Source organism: Brevundimonas terrae (genome assembly GCF_011761985.1).
GTDB classification, from domain to species: Bacteria; Pseudomonadota; Alphaproteobacteria; order Caulobacterales; family Caulobacteraceae; genus Brevundimonas; species Brevundimonas terrae.
On the sequence record NZ_JAASQT010000002.1, the window covers coordinates 219,249 to 237,357 of the forward strand.

At 60.3% G+C, this 18,109-nt stretch carries 21 protein-coding genes; 11 read left to right on the forward strand and 10 right to left on the reverse strand.

The features are described from left to right. Window positions 1-8: 8 nt before the first annotated feature. The gene (locus FHS64_RS05655; protein ID WP_167176303.1) at window positions 9-230 is read right to left on the reverse strand and encodes a hypothetical protein; all 222 of its coding nucleotides are present in this window, start codon (window positions 228-230) and stop codon (window positions 9-11) included. Between the two features lie 31 nt (window positions 231-261). Between FHS64_RS05655 and FHS64_RS05660 the strand changes: the two genes are divergently transcribed. The 5 genes from FHS64_RS05660 to dxs all read left to right on the forward strand — a co-directional run bounded on the left by FHS64_RS05660 (window position 262) and on the right by dxs (window position 4,395). Then, the gene (locus FHS64_RS05660) at window positions 262-843 is read left to right on the forward strand and encodes a phosphoglycerate mutase family protein (RefSeq protein WP_341771093.1); all 582 of its coding nucleotides are present in this window, start codon (window positions 262-264) and stop codon (window positions 841-843) included. Between the two features lie 70 nt (window positions 844-913). Then, window positions 914-1,171, forward strand: coding sequence for an exodeoxyribonuclease VII small subunit (locus FHS64_RS05665; RefSeq protein ID WP_167176696.1), 258 nt, complete (start codon window positions 914-916; stop codon window positions 1,169-1,171). Further along, window positions 1,171-1,527 carry a tRNA-binding protein gene (locus tag FHS64_RS05670; protein WP_167176698.1) on the forward strand — a complete coding sequence of 119 codons (357 nt, stop codon included), beginning with the start codon at window positions 1,171-1,173 and terminating at the stop codon, window positions 1,525-1,527. The genes FHS64_RS05665 and FHS64_RS05670 overlap by 1 nt, the downstream gene beginning before the upstream one ends. Next, on the forward strand, window positions 1,524-2,435 hold the full coding sequence (locus FHS64_RS05675; protein WP_167176700.1) for a polyprenyl synthetase family protein: 912 nt from the start codon (window positions 1,524-1,526) through the stop codon (window positions 2,433-2,435). Before FHS64_RS05670 ends, FHS64_RS05675 begins: the two co-directional genes overlap by 4 nt. 76 nt (window positions 2,436-2,511) lie before the next feature. Then, window positions 2,512-4,395, forward strand: coding sequence for a 1-deoxy-D-xylulose-5-phosphate synthase (dxs, locus tag FHS64_RS05680; protein ID WP_167176702.1), 1,884 nt, complete (start codon window positions 2,512-2,514; stop codon window positions 4,393-4,395). A gap of 206 nt (window positions 4,396-4,601) precedes the next feature. On the opposite strand, the gene FHS64_RS05685 is transcribed toward dxs, so the two are convergent. The 3 genes from FHS64_RS05685 to folE form a co-directional block, all read right to left on the reverse strand. Next, window positions 4,602-6,440: a gamma-glutamyltransferase family protein gene (locus FHS64_RS05685; protein WP_167176704.1), complete on the reverse strand. Its 1,839-nt coding sequence runs from the start codon at window positions 6,438-6,440 to the stop codon at window positions 4,602-4,604. 146 nt (window positions 6,441-6,586) lie between these two features. Beyond that, complete coding sequence (locus FHS64_RS05690) at window positions 6,587-7,015, reverse strand: biopolymer transporter ExbD (protein WP_167176706.1); 429 nt, start codon at window positions 7,013-7,015, stop codon at window positions 6,587-6,589. Between the two features lie 234 nt (window positions 7,016-7,249). Then, on the reverse strand, window positions 7,250-7,867 hold the full coding sequence (folE, locus tag FHS64_RS05695) for a GTP cyclohydrolase I FolE (protein ID WP_167176708.1): 618 nt from the start codon (window positions 7,865-7,867) through the stop codon (window positions 7,250-7,252). A gap of 158 nt (window positions 7,868-8,025) precedes the next feature. Here folE and cysS point away from each other — a divergent pair, with 158 nt between their 5' ends. After that, window positions 8,026-9,477, forward strand: coding sequence for a cysteine--tRNA ligase (gene cysS, locus FHS64_RS05700; RefSeq protein ID WP_167176710.1), 1,452 nt, complete (start codon window positions 8,026-8,028; stop codon window positions 9,475-9,477). A 176-nt stretch (window positions 9,478-9,653) separates the two neighbouring features. Here cysS and FHS64_RS05705 read toward each other — a convergent pair whose 3' ends face one another. Then, window positions 9,654-9,863 carry a cold-shock protein gene (locus FHS64_RS05705; RefSeq protein ID WP_167177694.1) on the reverse strand — a complete coding sequence of 70 codons (210 nt, stop codon included), beginning with the start codon at window positions 9,861-9,863 and terminating at the stop codon, window positions 9,654-9,656. Between the two features lie 314 nt (window positions 9,864-10,177). Here FHS64_RS05705 and FHS64_RS05710 point away from each other — a divergent pair, with 314 nt between their 5' ends. Further along, window positions 10,178-11,113, forward strand: coding sequence for a homocysteine S-methyltransferase family protein (locus FHS64_RS05710; protein WP_167176712.1), 936 nt, complete (start codon window positions 10,178-10,180; stop codon window positions 11,111-11,113). A gap of 3 nt (window positions 11,114-11,116) precedes the next feature. On the opposite strand, the gene FHS64_RS05715 is transcribed toward FHS64_RS05710, so the two are convergent. Next, window positions 11,117-11,734 (reverse strand): DJ-1/PfpI family protein, encoded by a 618-nt coding sequence (locus tag FHS64_RS05715; RefSeq protein WP_167176714.1) that lies wholly within the window; start codon window positions 11,732-11,734, stop codon window positions 11,117-11,119. 3 nt (window positions 11,735-11,737) lie between these two features. Continuing rightward, window positions 11,738-13,021 (reverse strand): lytic murein transglycosylase, encoded by a 1,284-nt coding sequence (locus tag FHS64_RS05720; RefSeq protein WP_167176716.1) that lies wholly within the window; start codon window positions 13,019-13,021, stop codon window positions 11,738-11,740. Window positions 13,022-13,291: 270 nt separating this feature from the next. Here FHS64_RS05720 and ykgO point away from each other — a divergent pair, with 270 nt between their 5' ends. From ykgO to FHS64_RS05735, 3 genes are all read left to right on the forward strand, one after another. Further along, on the forward strand, window positions 13,292-13,417 hold the full coding sequence (gene ykgO / locus FHS64_RS05725) for a type B 50S ribosomal protein L36 (protein ID WP_003165750.1): 126 nt from the start codon (window positions 13,292-13,294) through the stop codon (window positions 13,415-13,417). A gap of 224 nt (window positions 13,418-13,641) precedes the next feature. Beyond that, complete coding sequence (gene gapR, locus FHS64_RS05730; RefSeq protein WP_481748788.1) at window positions 13,642-13,911, forward strand: DUF2312 domain-containing protein; 270 nt, start codon at window positions 13,642-13,644, stop codon at window positions 13,909-13,911. Window positions 13,912-13,928: 17 nt separating this feature from the next. Further along, on the forward strand, window positions 13,929-14,345 hold the full coding sequence (locus FHS64_RS05735; protein WP_243862812.1) for a hypothetical protein: 417 nt from the start codon (window positions 13,929-13,931) through the stop codon (window positions 14,343-14,345). 4 nt (window positions 14,346-14,349) lie between these two features. On the opposite strand, the gene FHS64_RS05740 is transcribed toward FHS64_RS05735, so the two are convergent. Next, the gene (locus FHS64_RS05740; protein WP_167176718.1) at window positions 14,350-14,991 is read right to left on the reverse strand and encodes a hypothetical protein; all 642 of its coding nucleotides are present in this window, start codon (window positions 14,989-14,991) and stop codon (window positions 14,350-14,352) included. A 124-nt stretch (window positions 14,992-15,115) separates the two neighbouring features. On the opposite strand from FHS64_RS05740, the gene FHS64_RS05745 reads away from it, so the two are divergent. Next, a complete protein-coding gene (locus FHS64_RS05745; RefSeq protein ID WP_167176720.1) occupies window positions 15,116-15,622 on the forward strand; it encodes a DUF805 domain-containing protein in 507 nt (168 codons plus the stop codon). 4 nt (window positions 15,623-15,626) lie between these two features. Here FHS64_RS05745 and hdhA read toward each other — a convergent pair whose 3' ends face one another. Further along, a complete protein-coding gene (gene hdhA / locus FHS64_RS05750) occupies window positions 15,627-16,394 on the reverse strand; it encodes a 7-alpha-hydroxysteroid dehydrogenase (protein ID WP_167176722.1) in 768 nt (255 codons plus the stop codon). Window positions 16,395-16,456: 62 nt separating this feature from the next. After that, window positions 16,457-17,971 (reverse strand): sigma-54-dependent transcriptional regulator, encoded by a 1,515-nt coding sequence (locus FHS64_RS05755; RefSeq protein WP_167176724.1) that lies wholly within the window; start codon window positions 17,969-17,971, stop codon window positions 16,457-16,459. Window positions 17,972-18,109: the final 138 nt, after the last annotated feature.

Genomic DNA, 18,109 nt, shown 5'->3' on the forward strand with positions numbered 1-18,109 from the left:
AGGCTGGATTAGCGCCAGATGGCTTTCATCTCCAGACCTTTAAGGCTGGCGGGGCGAATGGCGGGCCAAACTGTCACAGGCTTGTGATTGCAGCGATTTTTTAAGGCGGCTAACCAATGGATCCAAGGCGATAAAAAGTCGCACAGTTGTTTGGCACCAGACGGGGAGGCATGGGGCGCAACAAGCTGGATTTCATAGCTTTTGCATCCCGACAGGATGACTTCCACCACACAGAATCCCCATCCCGAGCAAGATCGTGGCGTGGAGCGAAAAATCGGCACCATCACTCTGGCCAGGCACGGACGACCGGCCCTGTCGCGCAAATGCTGGCTGTCGTCGGACGGCTATCGTGACTGGTGGCGACGTTATGATCTGGGGGGCCTACAGACCGGCCAGACCCCTCCGCAGGCATTGGTGGAGGCTGCCCGCAAGGCCGATGTGATCTTCGTCTCGACCCTGCCGCGTGCGCAGGAAACCGCGCAGGCCGTGGTGGACGGGCGGGACATCATTACCGACGTCATATTTGTCGAAGCGCCCCTGCCGCCACCGCGCACACCGTCATGGTTTAAAATGCCGCCGCGCTTATGGGGCGTGACGGCACGTATCTGGTGGCACCTGTTTAACCGTAATGACGGGTTTGAGAGCCGCCGCGAGGCCGAAGCGCGTGCCGATCGCGCGGCACAGATGCTGATCGCGCGGGCAGAGCAGGGCGAGGATGTTCTGGTGCTGGCCCACGGCTATTTCAACCACATGATCGGCCAGAAATTAAAGGCGCACGGATGGCATTTGACGCTGGATCAGGGCTTCAAATACTGGTGCCAGCGTCGCTTTGAAAAAGGCTGAACGCTGATCCTTTGTCACAGCAAGCGAAGCAAGGATTGAACCCTTGCCGCGCGGCCTCTAGGTTGCGCCCATGACCGAAGCAGCAACGCCCAATGCCATCCCCGCCGACCTCAGCTTCGAGGACGCTTTGCAGCGCCTTGAAGGCATCGTGTCCCGACTGGAATCCGGTCAGGCCGGGCTGGAAGAATCCATCACGCTCTATGAGCAGGGTGCCCAGCTCAAGGCCCACTGCGAGGCCCGTCTGAAGGCGGCCCAGCTGCGTGTCGAAAAGATTGTGGTCGGCCCTGACCAGCAGGCACAGGGCGTGCAGGCTGCGGACTTCGGCTGATGACGGGTGATGCGCTGGCACCCCTGATCGGGTTTGACGACTTCATGCAGGTCGATATCCGCATCGGGCAGATTGTCGTGGCCGAAGCCTTTCCCGAGGCCCGCAAGCCCGCCTACAAGCTGGCCATCGATTTCGGGCCGCAGATCGGCGTCAAACGCTCGTCGGCCCAGATCACCCATCACTACACCCTTGAGGAACTGCACGGCCGCAAGGTCGCGGCGGTGGTGAATTTCCCACCCCGCCAGATCGGACCGGTAATGTCCGAGGTTCTGACGCTGGGGTTTCCTGATGCCGACGGCCATGTGGTGCTGGTCGGTGTCGATCGTGACCTGCCTCTGGGCGGGAGACTGTATTGACTATCTTGGCTGCAAACTCCCCTGAACAGGCCGTGCTGGATCGCGTGGCCGAAGTGGCCGATCAGGTAACGGTGGCGCTGGATCGCCTGTTGCCGCGTGGCGACGGCCCCGAAAGCCGCCTGACAGAGGCTATGCGCTATGCGGCGCTGGGGCCGGGCAAGCGTCTGCGTCCGTTCTTCGCGCTGGAGGCAGCGCGCCTGTTTGACCTCGATGAAGATCAGGTGCTGCGGGCGGCCTGTGCGCTGGAATGCGTGCATGCCTATTCGCTGGTGCATGACGACCTGCCGGCCATGGACGACGATGACATGCGTCGTGGCCGTCCGACCGTGCATATCGAATATGACGAGATGACCGCCATTCTGGCCGGTGATGCCCTGCAAACGGCGGCCTTTGATATTCTGGCCGACGAGGACACCCACGAGGATGCAGCGATCCGTTGCGAACTGGTCAAGCAACTGGCCTTTGCCTCGGGCGCGCAGGGCATGGCCGGTGGCCAGATGATCGACCTGATGGGGGTACGCGACGACCTTGGCGGCGTGGCACGCATGCAGCGCCTGAAGACAGGCGCGCTGTTTGCCTATGCGTTTGAAATCCCCGTCATCATGGCCCGCGCGAGCGATGCCCAGCGCAATGCCCTGATCAATTTCGCCCACGATATCGGTCTGGCCTATCAGATTGTTGACGATGTGCTGGACGCCGAAGGCTCGCCCGAGGAAATGGGCAAGGCCGCCGGCGGCAAGGATGCCGCCATGGGCAAGACCAATTTCGTCACCCTGCTGGGCGTCGAGGCGGCCAGACAAAGAGTCGCACATCTCGCCGATCAGGCCCGCTCCCATCTTGATGTTTTCGGTGCCGATGCCGAAATCCTCAAGGCCAGCGTGGATTTAGTCCTCAAGCGCCGGTCGTAAGCGAACTGTCCGTCCCGTGACGGGTTAGACATAATCGACCTTCGTGTTTCAGCCTTTGAAGGCTATTTCAGAACCTATGCCGAATACTCCTTTGCTCGACACCGTAAACATCCCCGCCGATATGCGCGGGTTCGACATCCCCCAGTTGAAACAGCTGGCCGATGAAGTGCGGGCTGAAACCATTGATGCTGTGTCCGAAACCGGCGGCCATCTGGGCGCAGGTCTGGGCGTGGTCGAACTGACGGTTGCCCTGCATCACCTGCTGGAAACGCCGAAAGACATCCTGATCTGGGACGTTGGCCACCAGTGCTATCCACACAAGATCCTAACGGGACGGCGCGACCGTATCCGCACCCTGCGTCAGGGCGGTGGTCTGTCGGGCTTTACCAAGCGTTCCGAGAGCGAATACGACCCGTTCGGTGCCGCCCACGCCTCAACCTCGATCTCGGCAGGGCTCGGCTTTGCCGCTGCCCGCGACCAGCAGGGCGAGAACAACAAGGTTGTGGCCGTTATCGGTGACGGCTCGATCACGGCAGGCATGGCCTATGAGGCGATGAACAACGCCATCGAGGCGACGGATGGCCAGTTCATGGTCATCCTGAACGATAACGACATGTCGATTGCCCCGCCGGTCGGGGCCATGAGCGCCTATCTGGCCAAGCAGGTGTCGGGTGACGCCTATCAGCGCGTTCGCAATATCGGCAAGAAGTTCGTCGATCACATGCCGCGCCCGTTCCGCGAAACCGCGCGTAAGGCCGAAGAATATGCCCGTGGCATGGTGGTCGGCGGTACCTTCTTCGAAGAGCTGGGCTTCTACTATATCGGCCCGATTGATGGTCATGACCTGACCCATCTTGTGCCGATCTTGCAAAATGCGTTGAAGATCACCGACAAGCCGGTGCTGGTTCACGTCGTGACGCAAAAGGGCAAGGGCTATGCCCCCGCCGAGAACAGCGCCGACAAGTATCACGGCGTGGTCAAGTTCGACGTCGAGTCGGGCAAGCAGGCCAAGGCCATCTCCAATGCGCCCAGCTATACCAAGGTGTTCGGCACCGAGTTGATCAAACACGCGGCAAACGACCCGCGCATCGTCGGCATTACGGCTGCCATGCCGTCGGGCACGGGCATCGACCTGTTTGGTCAGGCCTATCCGGATCGCGTCTATGATGTGGGCATTGCCGAACAGCACGCCGTGACGTTTGCGGCCGGTATGGCGGCGGATGGCATGAAGCCGTTCTGCGCCATCTATTCGACTTTCCTGCAACGCGGTTACGATCAGGTGGTCCACGATGTGGCCATCCAGTCGCTGCCGGTACGCTTTGCAATGGACCGTGCGGGTCTGGTTGGCTCTGACGGCTCGACCCATGCCGGATCGTTCGATATCGGCTTTATGGGCGCTCTGCCGGGCATGGTGCTGATGGCAGCGGCGGACGAGGCGGAACTGGCCGCCATGATCGCCACCTCGCTCGAGATTGATGACCGCCCGTCGGCCTTCCGCTATCCGCGCGGCGACGGCGTGGGCGTGGACATTCCCGAACTGGCCAAGCCGCTGGAAATCGGCAAGGGCCGCATCGTCAAGGAAGGCACCAAGGTCGCCATCCTGTCGCTGGGCACGCGCCTGCAGGAAAGCCTGAAGGCTGCGGATATGCTGGAACAGGCCGGTATCTCGACCACCATCGCCGATGCACGCTTTGCCAAGCCGCTGGACGAGGACATGATCCTGCGTCTGGCGCGCGAGCATGAAGTGCTGATCACGGTGGAAGAGGGCGCTATGGGCGGCTTTGGTGCTTTCGTGCTGCAAATGCTGGCCGAGAAGGGGGCTCTGGATCGCGGTCTGAAGATCCGCACCATGCACCTGCCGGACATCTTCCAGGACCATAACAGCCCCATGGCCATGTATGACGAGGCTGGCCTTAACGCGAAACACATCGCCGCCAAGGCGATCGAGGCGTTGGGTTAAGGTTTATACTTTTGAAAACTGCCGTCATCCTCCGACAAGCCGCATAGCGGCGTAAATCGGAGGACCCAGCGGCGCGCGATAGCGCGACCCGAAGGGCGGCGCGTAGCAGCCATAAGGTGGGCGTTGCGGGTGTCGTAAAGATCACCTTCGGTGCCGCTGGGTCCCCCGGTCGCTTCTACGAAGCGCCGGAGGATGACGAGGATGCTTTAATAAGCCAGCGCCAAGCCGTCTTTGCGCATCTCCGAGGCTGCGCCGTAGGTCCAGCGACCGTCGGGGTTTTGCTGCATCATGACATTCTGGTAGCCGCCGAAGCCGCCGTCGGTGGGGCCGAGGTCCCAGCCCATTTCGCGCAGGCGGGCCTTGGTGGCATCGGGGACGCCGTTTTCCAGATGCAGCTTGCCGACGCCCTGTTGCGGCTCGCCCGTGGGTTCTGACGAGCCATAGTGCTGCCAGCGGGGTGCATCGCCCGCTTCTTGCGGATCGAGGCCGTAATCGACCATGTTGATGATGATCTGGGCCTGTCCTTGCGGCTGCATACCGCCGCCCATGACGCCGTAAGCCATCCACGGCTTGCCGTCCTTGCATGCAAAGCCCGGAATGATGGTGTGGAACGGGCGTTTGCCAGGGGCATAGATGTTGGGGTGGCCATCGGTGGTGGCGAACAGTTCTCCACGGTTCTGGAACATGAAGCCCAGCGTGCGCCCGCGACGGTCCGCAGGGACCAGCCCCGAGCCCATGCCGCGATAGTTGGACTGGATCCAACTGACCATCATCCCGTCCTTGTCGGCCACGCTGAAATAGGTGGTGTCGCCCTGTGTGGGGGCATCGCCGGGGAAGGCGCGGTCCATGACACGGTTAGGGTTGATCAGGGCGGCACGTTCCGCCGCATAGGGCTTGGAGTTCAAATATTCGATCGGCGTCTGGCTGAACCGCTCGTCGGCGAACCATTTGGCGCGGTCTTCAAACGCCAGACGCTTGGCCTCGGCCTGATGGTGGATCGAGGCAGCGGACTGGAAGCCCATGGTCTTCAGGTCGAAGTTCTCGCAGATGTTCAAAATCTGGTTGGTCGAAAGTCCCTGTGTGTTGGGGCCAAGCGAATAGACCTCTACGCCGCGATAGGTGGTTTTGATCGGCTCCACCCATTCGGTCTGGTGGGCCGCAAGGTCGCCGCGACCGATCCAGCCACCGATGCGGCGGAAATAATCGACCATGATCTCGGCCAGTTCACCGTCATAAAAGGCATCGCGGCCCTTTTCGGCGATGATGCGCAAGGTGCGGCCCAGATCGGGGTTGGCGAAAATCTGGCCGACCTTGGGTGTGGCACCGTTCGGGGCATAGACCTTTTTACGGTTGTCGTTTTCCTCGATGATCGACGACTGGCGATCAAACAGGCCCATATTGCGTTCGAGATAATAGGCGATGGCTTGCGGCACCGGCACGCCCTGTTCGCACAGCTCTGCCACCGGCAGCAGCACATCCTTCCACGGCAGCTTGCCATAGCGTTGGTGAGCGCTCCACCACGCATCGACCGTGCCGGGGACATTGACCGTGACCGCGCCATAGCGAGGCAGAAGGCCGTTGGTTGCGCGGTTGCGAACCGTCTCGAGGCCCAACAGGCGCGGTGAGTTGCCCGAGCCGTTAAAGCCCACCACCTTGCGCTGTTTCGGGTCCCACAACAGGCCAAAGGCATCGCCGCCGATACCGTTTCCTGTCGGCTCAAGGAAGCCCAGCGCCGCATTGATGGCAATAGCCGCATCAATGGCCGAGCCACCACGCTTCAGGGTTTCGATACCGACCAGTGTGGCAATGGGGTGGGCGCTGGCGGCGGCACCATGTTGACCCCACACCGTCGAGCGGCCAACGAATTTGGGTCCGCTGATGCGGTCGCCAATGCCGATACCGGCATAGGGATCAGCGACAGGGGAGGCGGGAGCCGCAGGGGCAGCCGCCGTCTTTACGGCCTCTTGGGCACTGGCGCTGCTGGTGACACCGGAAGCCAGAGCGGCCCCTGCCGGAATGGCACCCAAGAATGTGCGACGGTCCATAATCATACTCCCCCGAATAGTTGAGGGAGATTGACACAGGGCCGCGCTTTGCCAAGCGCAAACCACGGGTTTGCCGGTATCGGGCAAAGAAAAAGGGCCGCATCCGAAGATGCAGCCCTCAAATCCTTAGGCGATGAAGCCGAAGACTATTCGATGTCTTCGTTCAGCAGGCCGACCTTGAACATGCCGTTTTCCTGCAGGGTGTTCATCACTTCCATGAACTGGTTGTATTTCACGTCGGCCTGGGCGCGAACGAAAACGCGTTCTTCGCGGCAGTTGGCCACAGCGCCTTGAGCAGCGCAGACGTCGGCAGCCAGCGTGGCCAGCGAGGTCTTCTGGTCGGCGATGTACAGATCACCACCGTCCTGGATCGAAACGTAAACCGGCTCTTTCGGCTTGTCGTTCGATGCCGAAGGCACTGCCGGCGGCAGGTCCAATTTGATCGAAACAGTAGCCATCGGCGCTGCCACCATGAAGATGATCAGCAGAACCAGCATAATATCAACGAACGGCGTTACGTTGATCTCAGAGTTCTGAGAAACGCCACCCTTATTCCCACCAAGCTTCGCACCCATGCGATCCCGTCCTCATGAAGGCCCGACCGAAGGTGGCGGGCTGCACTGAAAGTCTGGCTAACCTCTTGGCGTTCGATTGAGCGCTTGTAAAGCCGCTACGCTATCGAAAATGCCAGACTGCGAAATAAGCTTGCGATTTTTTCGGATAAAAGCCCGCAGAACGATCAATTCCGTTCTGCGGGCTTTAAATTTATAACGATGTTATTCTGGAATCGGGCCTGAATCGCGAACCGGTCAGCCGCGGGCCAGCTTCAGGAATCGCTCGACCAGTGCGTTGTCGTTTTTGAAAACGCCGGTGAAGCGCGTCGTTACGGTTGTGACGTGGCGGTGATGCACGCCACGGGTGGTCATGCACTGGTGGGCTGCATCGACCATGACGGCCACGCCCTTGGGCTGAAGATGCTCTTCAATGGCGTCGATAATGTCGTTGGTCAGGGTTTCCTGATTTTGCAGACGGCGAGCGAAAATCTCGACCACGCGGGCCAGTTTGGAAATGCCGACAACCTTTTCACCCGGAATATAGGCGACCCACGCCTTGCCGAGGAACGGGGCGAGGTGGTGCTCGCAATGGCTCTCGACCTCGATCTCCTTGAGGATGACCATGTCGTCATAGCCGGTCACGTCTTCAAAGGTGCGCGACAATTCCTTGGCGGCGTCGGCATCATAGCCGTCGAACCATTCGCCATAGGCATCGACCACGCGCTTGGGCGTATCGATCAGGCCCGCACGGTCCGGATTGTCACCGGCCCATGCAATCAGGGTCCGAACGGCTTCCAGAGCCTGCTCGCGCGAGGGGCGCACAACTGCGCCTTCATTGGCGGCGATGACGGGCTGGACGGACTTGGTGGTCATGCTGTTCGGTTCCGGCAGGGATGACGGTGGCCATCCCTTTTAATAAGGCGACGTTCCCGCCCCGATGCTTTATCAGGACGCGCGGACTGTATATCAGGCCCGCTATATGGGACGTATGGCGCGTCCTGCAAGAAAACTCGCAAAAAGACTTTAGACTGATGGCCCTGCATATCCATGACACCCTGCGCCGTGAAAAGCGCCTGTTCGTACCGCGCGATCCGAAACGGGTGACCCTCTATGTGTGTGGGCCGACGGTTTATGACTATGCCCATATCGGCAATGCCCGCCCGCCGGTGGTGTTCGATGTGCTGGTGCGGCTGTTGCGCAAGACCTATGGCGCGGACCATGTGCTCTATGCCCGCAACGTCACCGACGTAGACGACAAGATCAACCAGAAGGCCGCCAAGGAAGGCGTTGCCATCGGCGAGATTACGTCGCGCTACGAGGCGGCCTATCTGTCGGATATGGCGCTGCTGAATGTGTCGCCGCCGGATCTGGCACCTCACGTCACCGAGCACATGAACGAGATCATCGCCCAGATTCAGGCGATCATCGATGCAGGCTCGGCCTATGCCGCCGAGGGCCATGTGCTGTTCGATGTGGCGTCCTATCCGTCCTATGGCGCTTTGTCGGGGCGCAATCTGGATGACATGATCGCCGGTGCGCGCGTCGAGGTGGCTCCGTATAAAAAGAACCCGCACGACTTTGTGCTGTGGAAGCCGTCCAAGCCGAGCGAGCCGTCATGGCCGTCGCCTTGGGGTGATGGTCGCCCCGGTTGGCACATCGAATGCTCGGCCATGATCGAGAAGAATCTGGGCCTGCCGATCGATATCCACGGCGGCGGTATCGACCTGACCTTCCCGCACCACGAGAACGAGATCGCGCAGGGCGTCTGCGCCCACGGTCACGCCCATGCGGATCACGCGCACGACGAATATAGCCGCTACTGGATGCATAACGGCTTCCTGACGGTGGACGCCGAGAAGATGTCCAAGTCGATCGGCAATGTCCTGTTGCTGAACAGCTTGGTGAAGGCCATGCCGGGCGAGGTGGTGCGTTGGGCCTTGTTGAGCGCCCACTACCGCCAGCCGCTGGACTGGAACCAGAACCTGCTGGACCAGAGCCGCAAGAATCTGGACCGTCTGTATGGCGTGCTGCGTGATGCCGATGCCCTGCTGGGCGATTTCGATATCGAGACGCTGGAAGAGGCCGAGATGGAGCTGGCGGAAAACGCGCTCGATCCGGTTCTGGATGCGCTGGAAGACGATCTGAACACGCCGGGGGCCATCGCCCAGTTGTTTGCTCTGGGCAATGCCTTGCGTGAACTGATCAATGATGCCGAGGCCGACATCAATGATGTGGCCATGGCGCGTTGGAGCCTGCTTGAGGCAGGTTATCTGATGGGTGTGCTGTCCATGACGTCGGACCAGTGGTTCGAGGGCGGCGATAGCGGCCTGAAGGCCGAGGTCGAGGCTCTGCTGGAACAACGCACAGCGGCCCGCGCCGAAAAGAACTGGGGTGAGGCCGACCGTATCCGTGACCGTCTGAACGAATTGAACGTGGTGGTTATGGATGGCCCGCAAGGCGCGACTTGGCGGGTGAAGGGTTAGGGCGAGTAAAAGGTTAGGGCGGGTTAAGGGTTAGGGCCAGGCCCGACCCCAACCCCAGCCTCTGAGATACAATATTGGCATACAAAAAGCCCCGCTGTTTCCAGCGGGGCTTCTTTGTTCGATGCTCCGGATCACAACGGCACGGAGTGATCCGGATCGTCGAGCAATCTCAGGACTTAGACAGCTTGCAGCTGACCAGCCGAGGTCTTGCCCGAACGCTGGTCGCGCTCGAGTTCGTACGAGATAGCTTGACCTTCGTTCAGGCCACGCATGCCAGCGCGTTCAACGGCGGTTGCGTGTACGAAAACATCGTCGCCGCCTTGATCAGGAGCGATGAAACCAAAACCTTTGGTGGGGTTGTACCACTTGACGATACCAGTAGCCATTTCCATGACCTCCGAAAAAAATTACCCGCAGGGAAAAGTCCTGAAGGTGGTCGGGTCTAAGGAAACGGAAGATCTCAATGCGTTGCATAGAAGATAGAGCGTTGCGCAGAGATATTCGACGCAGCCAATATAGGCGAGATTTCCGGAATTTGGTAATTTTAATTTTATAATGATTTTGAGACGGCCTTTGACGGGCATGTTTTCAATGATTTAGCGCGCTCGCGTCTGTCGCCTGACCCGTCGGGTTCGGGTGGGTACCAAGGTGTGATATAGACGCAGCAAGGGGTGCACGCTGACGAAGGCGGGAGGCCCGCATGTCACGTTTTCGAAACGCACTGCCCCAGCTTGGCGACGGTCTGTTCCTGACCGATGCAGGGCTGGAAACAGACCTAATCTTCAATCGACATATTCCGATCCGCGAATTTGCCGCCCATACCCTTTTGGGCAGCCCCGAAGGGATTACGGCGCTGGAGGACTATTTCAGCGGCTTCCTGCAACTGGCGCACACAATGGATGCGGGCTTTGTATTGGATGCCGTGACGTGGAAGGCGCATCGCTGCTGGGCGGCGGATCTGGGCGCTTCTATCGCGGACTTGCGCGATGTCAACCATCGGGCCGTGGCCTTTGCCGCTGGCTTGCGGGATCGCGCAGACAATAGTCGTCCGGTCGTGTTGGGGGCCTTGGTCGGGCCAAGGGGCGATGCCTATCGTCCCGAACACCACATTTCAGCGCATGAAGCCGCCGACTATTTCAGCGAGCAACTGGGTTGGCTGGCCGAAACCGAGGTCGATATGGTGACGGGATTGACCTTTAATCAGGCATCCGAGGCGGTGGGCTTTGTGAAGGCGGCACAGGCGCAGGGATTACCTGCGGTGGTGTCTTTCACGGTCGAGACGGACGGGGCCTTGCCCGACGGGCAGTCTCTGGGCGAAGCCATCCAGCAGGTCGATGACGAAACCGGCGCAGGTGCGGCCTATTTCATGATCAACTGCGCCCATCCCGATCATTTCTCGCCGGTTCTGACGCAAGAGGCGTGGACCAGACGTATTGGTGGGGTGCGGGCCAATGCCTCGCGGCGCAGCCATGCCCAACTGGACGAGGCCCCTGATCTGGATGATGGCGACCCCGAGGAGTTCGGCCTTCTTCACGGCCTATTGGGTCGCCGTATGCCTTCGCTGAAGGTGTGGGGCGCGTGCTGCGGTGCGGACCTACGCCATGTGACACGCATTGCCGAGGCCGTGGGGCGCTAGAGCTCAGGCCACCTGTTTCGTCGGGTCTATAAAGGCGGCGATGGCGTTACGGGCCAGATCGACATGGATCTGCTTCTCGCCCACCGGAGCCACATAGTGGATGGCTTCGTCGGCATCGGCTTGCGAGGCCATGCGGGCAATCATCCATGCGGCCAGATATAGCGAGGCCATACAGCCGCCAGCGGTGGCGACATTGCCGTGGGCGACAAACGGCGCGTCGATGACGTTCACGCCCGCCTCGATGACCCAGGGCTTGGTGGTCAGATCGGTACAGGCGGGCAGGGTGCCGATCAGGCCCAGCTTGGCCAGCAGCAGCGTGCCGGAACATTGCGCCCCGATCAGTTGCCGTGATGGATCAAGCTTTAGCGACGCCAGAAAATCGCTATCTGCGGCATAGTCGCGGGTCTTGATGCCGCTGCCGATCAAGACCGCATCGGCCTGTTCGATAAAATCCAGACCGCGCTGGCCGCGAATGGTCACCCCGTTCATCGAGGTGACCTCTTTCGTCGGCGTGGTGATCAGGGCTTCCCAGCCCTTGGCGCGCATACGGTTCAGGATTCCTGCGGCAATGAAGGAATCCAGCTCGTTGAAGCCATCGAGCGTCAGAACCGCAATTTTCATGACCTAGCGTGCCTTGCGGATCAGTTCTTCGGCCAGAACATCGGTCAGATAACCATCGGCCGTGCGGCCATTGGCAGCCTGCCAGCGGCGCAGGGCGGCGCGGGTATTGGAGCCGATCACGCCATCCACACCTTGGGTGTCAAAGCCCATCTTGGTCAGGGCCGTCTGGGCACCCACACGCTGTTCGCGGGTCAGCGGGCCGTCATTGGGCCATGTGGCGACCAGCGGCGGCTTGCCGGTGACGCCATCGGCAATCAGGCCGATCGCCAGCGCATAGCTGACCGAGTTGTTATAGCGGCGGATCACATAGTGGTTGGGCAGGGCGAGGAAGACCGGACCCTTGGCACCTTGCGGCAGCAGGATGGTGGCGTCTTCGTTCATCTCGGCATCGTTCAACACCTGACCATTGGCCAGACGCACACCGCGTGACTGCCAGTAGGACCATTTGTGTTTTGGGCCCTCGGCTTGGGTGTAGTCGAAATTAGAGGGCAGGATGACCTCATAGGCCCAGCCCTGACCGCGCTTCCAACCGGCCTGTGCCAGCAGATTGGCGGTCGAGGCGAGGGCATCGGCGTCCGAACCCCAGATATCGACCTTGCCGTCATCGTTCTGGTCAACGCCCAGACGCAGATAGTTGTCGGGCATGAACTGGGTGTGGCCCATGGCACCGGCCCAGCTGCCGGTCAGGCCCGCACGGTCGCGCTTGCCGCTGACAACAATGTCGAGGGCGTTTTTAAGCTGGCCCTCGGCCCAGTCACGGCGGCGGCCATCATAGGCCAGCGTCGCCAGCGAACGGATGACGTCAAAATCGCCCTGAACCTGTCCAAAGGCGCTTTCCTGCGCCCAGATGCCCAGAAGAATCTCGGTAGGAACGCCGAATCGCTGGGTCACAGACCACGGCACGCGGTCCACGCGCTGGCGGGCCATAGCGATTCTGGCCGGTGTGGTGGCGTTCTGGATATAGGTACCGGCAGGGCGCGAAAATTCGGGCTGGTTGCGGTCCAGACGGATGACGCTGGGATTGGGCGTCACATTCTGCAGTTCGCGCGCATATTCCCAGCGCTTGTCGCCACCGAGGCGATCAAGGAAGCTCTCTTTCCACGCATCGAAATTGGCGTGGTCATAGGCTGGCGTCAGGTCTGGCTGTGTGGGCGCAGGTGTAGAATCGACCGGCGGCACAGGCATAGACGGTGCCGGCTGTGCGGGCACTACAGGGGCGGGCTGGGGGACCATCGGGCTGCACGCCGCGACAGAAGCCACAAGAAGTAGGCGGAAAGCATTTCGCATGGGTACTAGGCTAACGCCCTTAAAAATAACGACCAATCACAAGCGCGCGACGTCACAAGGGGTTTCAAACAAAAGGCTTAATACGCCGCTAACCTTTGCGTCATTTCCCGTGATTACGGGGAAAAATGCGCCGCACTTCACGGGCAAGCAGCCTGTAGATGTTGACGGGGCAGCTATAGCTCTCTATAGGCACCGCTCCGCTGTGGGTTCGCTTGCAGCTTCGTTATTTTTCCGCCCTCACGGGCCTCCAATCATACGGGACGTCCGACCATGAAGGTCCGTAGCTCGCTGAAGTCGCTCAAGGGTCGCCACCGCGACTGCAAAATCGTTCGTCGTAAAGGCGTTCTGTACGTGATCAACAAGACCGATCCGCGCTTCAAAGCCAAGCAAGGCTAAGGAATGCGTGACTGTGGCGTGCCCATCGGGTGCGCCGTGGTCTTGTAGTAGATTTTTAAATCTACAAGGCTGCGGGCTAAAAGTCCGTGGCCTTTTTCGTGTCCGCAACCGGGCTGTGGATTCGCCGAGACGGTGTTTTTCGAATCTGTGGCTTGAGCCAGCGGCGCGGGCGTGATTAGTCGCCAGCCAATCCTATTCTTTCCAGAGTTCGCCGGAGGTCCACCTTGGACGACGCATCCTTCGAAAACCCAGACGTCATGACCGCTGCGGCCCAAGGCCGTCTGCGCACCATTATCGAGCGCATCGAGCGTCTGGAAGAAGACAAAAAAGCCGTCATGGAAGACATGAAGGAGGTCTTCGCCGAGGCCAAGGGCGAGGGCTATGACGTGAAGGTGCTGCGCAAGGTCATCCGTATGCGCAAGCAGGACAAGGCCAAGCGTCAGGAAGAGGAAGCCATCCTCGACCTGTACCTGTCGGCCTTGGGCGAAATCTAAGCCAACAGGATAAGGGCTTGAAGCGAAAGCCTCCTGCCAGTCCTTATGAGTTACAGCGCAAGGCGGCCCAGCGGGCGGCCTTGAACGCACTCAAGCGCGCCCGCCGCTCTGCTGAGAAGGCGGGCGTTTCGCTGTCCGAATGGGAAGACGAGTTCCTGTCCTCGGTCAGCGAGCGGGTGAAGGAGCATGGCCGCGCCTTTGGTGATCCCGAGCTGGGCGGCCCCGGTCAGGCCCTGTCGGCCATGCAGGGGCGGAAGCTCAAAGAGATCGCCAAAAAGGCTAACGGCGAAGACCGCTTTAGCCCGAAGAAAAAGGCTAACGGCGAAGACCGCTTTAGCCCAAAGAAGAAAGCGAGTGGCGAGGAGCGTCCGGCCCCACAACGCAAAAGAGGGGCACGGACGCCGTACCCCTCTCGCGATATCAACGACGAATAGAGGCCTATTGCAGTGCCGACAGGCGCAGCGCGGACAGCCACGGCGCATAGGCGGCTTCACCGGCAGCAATGCCGATAATATTGCCATCCTCGATACCGATTGTCAGGGAATAGCGGTCCTTGACGATGCCGATCAGTGCGCCGACCTCACCGCCCGAATCCTTGGGCTCGACAGGAAGGGCATAGACCAGACCGCCACCAGCTTCTTTGACGATCGACAGATAATCTTCGCCGCCCAGTTCGGCCAGAGAGGCCGGATAGGCGAGGGCGGCTTCCTGCACACCCTTGGTCATGGTGATCGCCGTCCTGGAAGCATCCATCGGCAGCTTACGTCCCATATCGGCAAGACCGGCTGGCAAATCGCCGTTTGGACCTTGGGAATCGACCAGAATGATCTTGGTGGGGGACATCTCGTCACCCCAGACCATTTCAACCGAGAAGGGCTGGCATTCTACCGAGGTCAACGACTTGCCGCCAAGATCGGCAGGTGCGGGCAGGGCGGCCAGAAGATAGTGGTCCTTGCAGGTGTCCGGCAGTTTGAAATTGCTCTTGGCCGATTGTGTATTCTCGGCAGGCGTTGCGCCTTGTGAACAACCGGCCAGCACCAACATCGCAGCGGCGGCAACAAAAGCAGTCTGTTTGATCACGAATAACCCCTCTTACTGTTTAGGCTGGCCGTAAAGGAGCATGTTTTGCCCGATTGGCCAAACCGGCGAACAGTGCGATCCGGACAAAACTTTATGACCTCGAGGGGGAGCAATGAATCCTATTGTGCGCGGCTTTAAAAAACTGGCCGACTTTAAAGGCCGCGACCGCAGGAGCCAGTTCTGGCCCTATACGGGGGTGGTGTGCGCCGTGTGGTTTGTCGTGCAGGGGATGTTCGGCAATCTGGTGATGTTTACGGCTATGGCATCGGGAGACGAGGCGAATTTCGTGATCGCTTTTATCGGAACGATGGTGGCGGGTGTGCTGCTTTTGGTCTGCCTTCTTGCGGCAGCCGTATCGCGACGACTGCATGATCGGGGACTGAGCGGCCTATGGGCGCTGATCCCGGTCGGGCTTTTGGTGGCAGTGATGTCAGGTTTTATGCTTTTATTTCAGCTGCTTATACAAGATGCCCCGATGGGCGATTCCTCAACCGATATGAGCTTCGAATTCGGGATGCTGGGCGTCATGTTGGGCAACCTGCTCTACATGGCCTCGCTGGCGACCCTGATCGTCTTCCTGTGCCTAAAGGGCAAAGCCGGTCCGAACCGCTATGGGCCAGAACCGGCCTGAGGGCCTAGTCCAGTTCCTGTGTGCCGCCGCCCGATACGGTCAGGACCTGTCCGCTGACCCATGCGGCGGCGGGCGAGCACAGGAACAGGGCGGCATTGGCGATGTCCTGTGTCTGGCCCAGCCGTCCCAGAGGCGTGTGTTTCAGCATGGCGGCTTCGATCTGGGGTGTCAGTACCTTGGCGAGGGCGTGGGTCTTGATGGCTCCCGGTGCAATGGCGTTGACGCGGATGCCCTTGGGGCCAAGGTCAAAGGCGACATTGCGGGTCAGATGGTTCACCGCTGCCTTGGACGACGCGTATGAAGCCATGTGGATGTTCTTGTTCTCGCCCGCCATGGACGAGATGTTGATCACGGCCCCACCGCCTGCCTGTTCCATATGGGGGGCGACCATCTGCATGAAACGGAACATGGCAAAGACGTTCAGTTCGAACGCCCATTCAAAATCCTTCATCGGCATGTCGAACGGCTTTGGCCCGCCGCCACCGGCATTATTGGCCAATAGGGTGATCTTGCCGAAGCTTTTCAGGGCCGCATCGATAACGGCCTGACGGTGGGCTTCATCGGTGACATTGCATTCAAGGCCGATGGCCTGACCGCCGCTGTCCACTATGTCCTTGGCTACAGCCTCGGCACCGTCCTTGTTCAGGTCGGTGACGACAACCGCAGCACCGGCGCGGGCAAAGGTTTCCGCTATGCCGCGTCCGATACCGTCCGCTGCGCCGGTGACAATGGCGACATCGCCATCCATCCGGAACATGTTCTGGATATCCATCCCGCTCTCCCGTCAAGGCTGTGCCTGAAAGGAGAAGTCGGGACGGACGCCAGTGGTTCCGCTTAACCGGCTTCCTTGATGTGGTCTTCCAGACCCTGTTCGCGCACCTTGCGGTAAAGCGTAGAGCGACCGATGCCGAGGCGACGGGCGATTTCGGACATGTGGCCCGAATAGACCTCGATGGCGTGCTGGATCAGGTCGCGTTCGATCTCTTCCAGCGTGCGGACGTGGCCGCGATCATCGGTGATGCGGATCGGGCTGTCATTGATGCCAGCCTGTGCAGAGTTGGCCTGCGCAGTGCCCGCCGTCGCAGATTGTGCGCCATCGGTGTGGCTGGCCGCTTCGATGGCCTCGCCGTCCGGTCCGCTCTGGACCGAAAGAGGGGCGTCCAACGGTGCGGCAATCCCCGAAATGGACGGGAAGTCGTGCGGTTGCAGGATCGGCGAATCCGCCAGCACCAGCGCGCGATAGATGGTGTTTTCCAACTGTCGCACATTGCCCGGCCAGTCATAGGCTTCGAGCAGGGCCATCGTATCGGGCGAGCAACCGACGATGCGCTTGCTTTCCTCGATATTGAAGCGGGTGATGAAATGCTCGACCAGCGCCGGAATGTCCTCGCGGCGTTCGCGCAAAGACGGGGCTTCGATCGGGAAGACGTTCAGGCGATAGAACAGGTCTTCGCGGAAGGCCCCTTCTTTGACCTGCTGGGCAGGGTCGCGGTTGGTGGCCGAGACGATACGCACATCGACCTTTACGGGGCGCTTGCCGCCGACCGGATCGACTTCGCTTTCTTGCAGCACGCGCAGCAGCTTGACCTGAATATCCAGCGGCAGTTCGCCGATTTCATCGAGGAACAGGGTGCCGCCATTAGCCTCTACGAACTTGCCCGCATGTTTTTCATGCGCGCCGGTAAAGGCACCCTTTTCGTGGCCGAACAGGATGGATTCCACCAGATTGGCTGGAAGGGCACCGCAGTTGACGGCGATAAACGGCTTGCCGGAGCGGTTGCTGGCCCCGTGCAGGGCGCGCGCGATCACTTCCTTGCCGACGCCGCTTTCGCCCGTAATCAGGACGGGAATGGACGACTTGGCCGCGCGTACACCCAGCGCCTTGACCATACGCATGGGCGCGCTGTCGCCGACGATGTCGTCAAAGCTGGTGCGGCCGGTGGAGCGTTTTTTCAGGCGTCCGATCTCGGCGGTCAGTTGGGTCATCTGCAAGGCGTTGCGCACGCCGATCAGAAGGCGTTCGGGGCCGACAGGTTTGACGAAGAAGTCTTGGGCACCGGCCTGCATGGCCCGCACAACGGTTTCAATGCCGCCATTGGCTGTCAGCACAATGACCGGAATATTGACGCCAGCGGTGCGTAGTTCGGCAAGGGTTTCAAGGCCGGACAGACCACCCGGCATGACCAGATCCAGCAGCACCACATCGGCACCGCCGCCCTTGGTCATGCGATCGATGGCTTCGCCACCGGTCTCGGCATGGACAACCGCATAGCCCTCACGATCCAGAACCGCCTGAATCAGGCGGCGCTGGGTCGGGTCGTCATCGACAACCAGAACGGTCTTACCCATGGGAAACCCCTTCACTTCACCACTGTAGCGACGTCCTTTTTTGAGATGGAACGTTCGCTGTTATCTTGTGTCTCTAAACGGCACTTGTGAAGATGGGGTTTCCCGAAAAGGGTAGCTAAGTTAATGGTTACGCTTAAT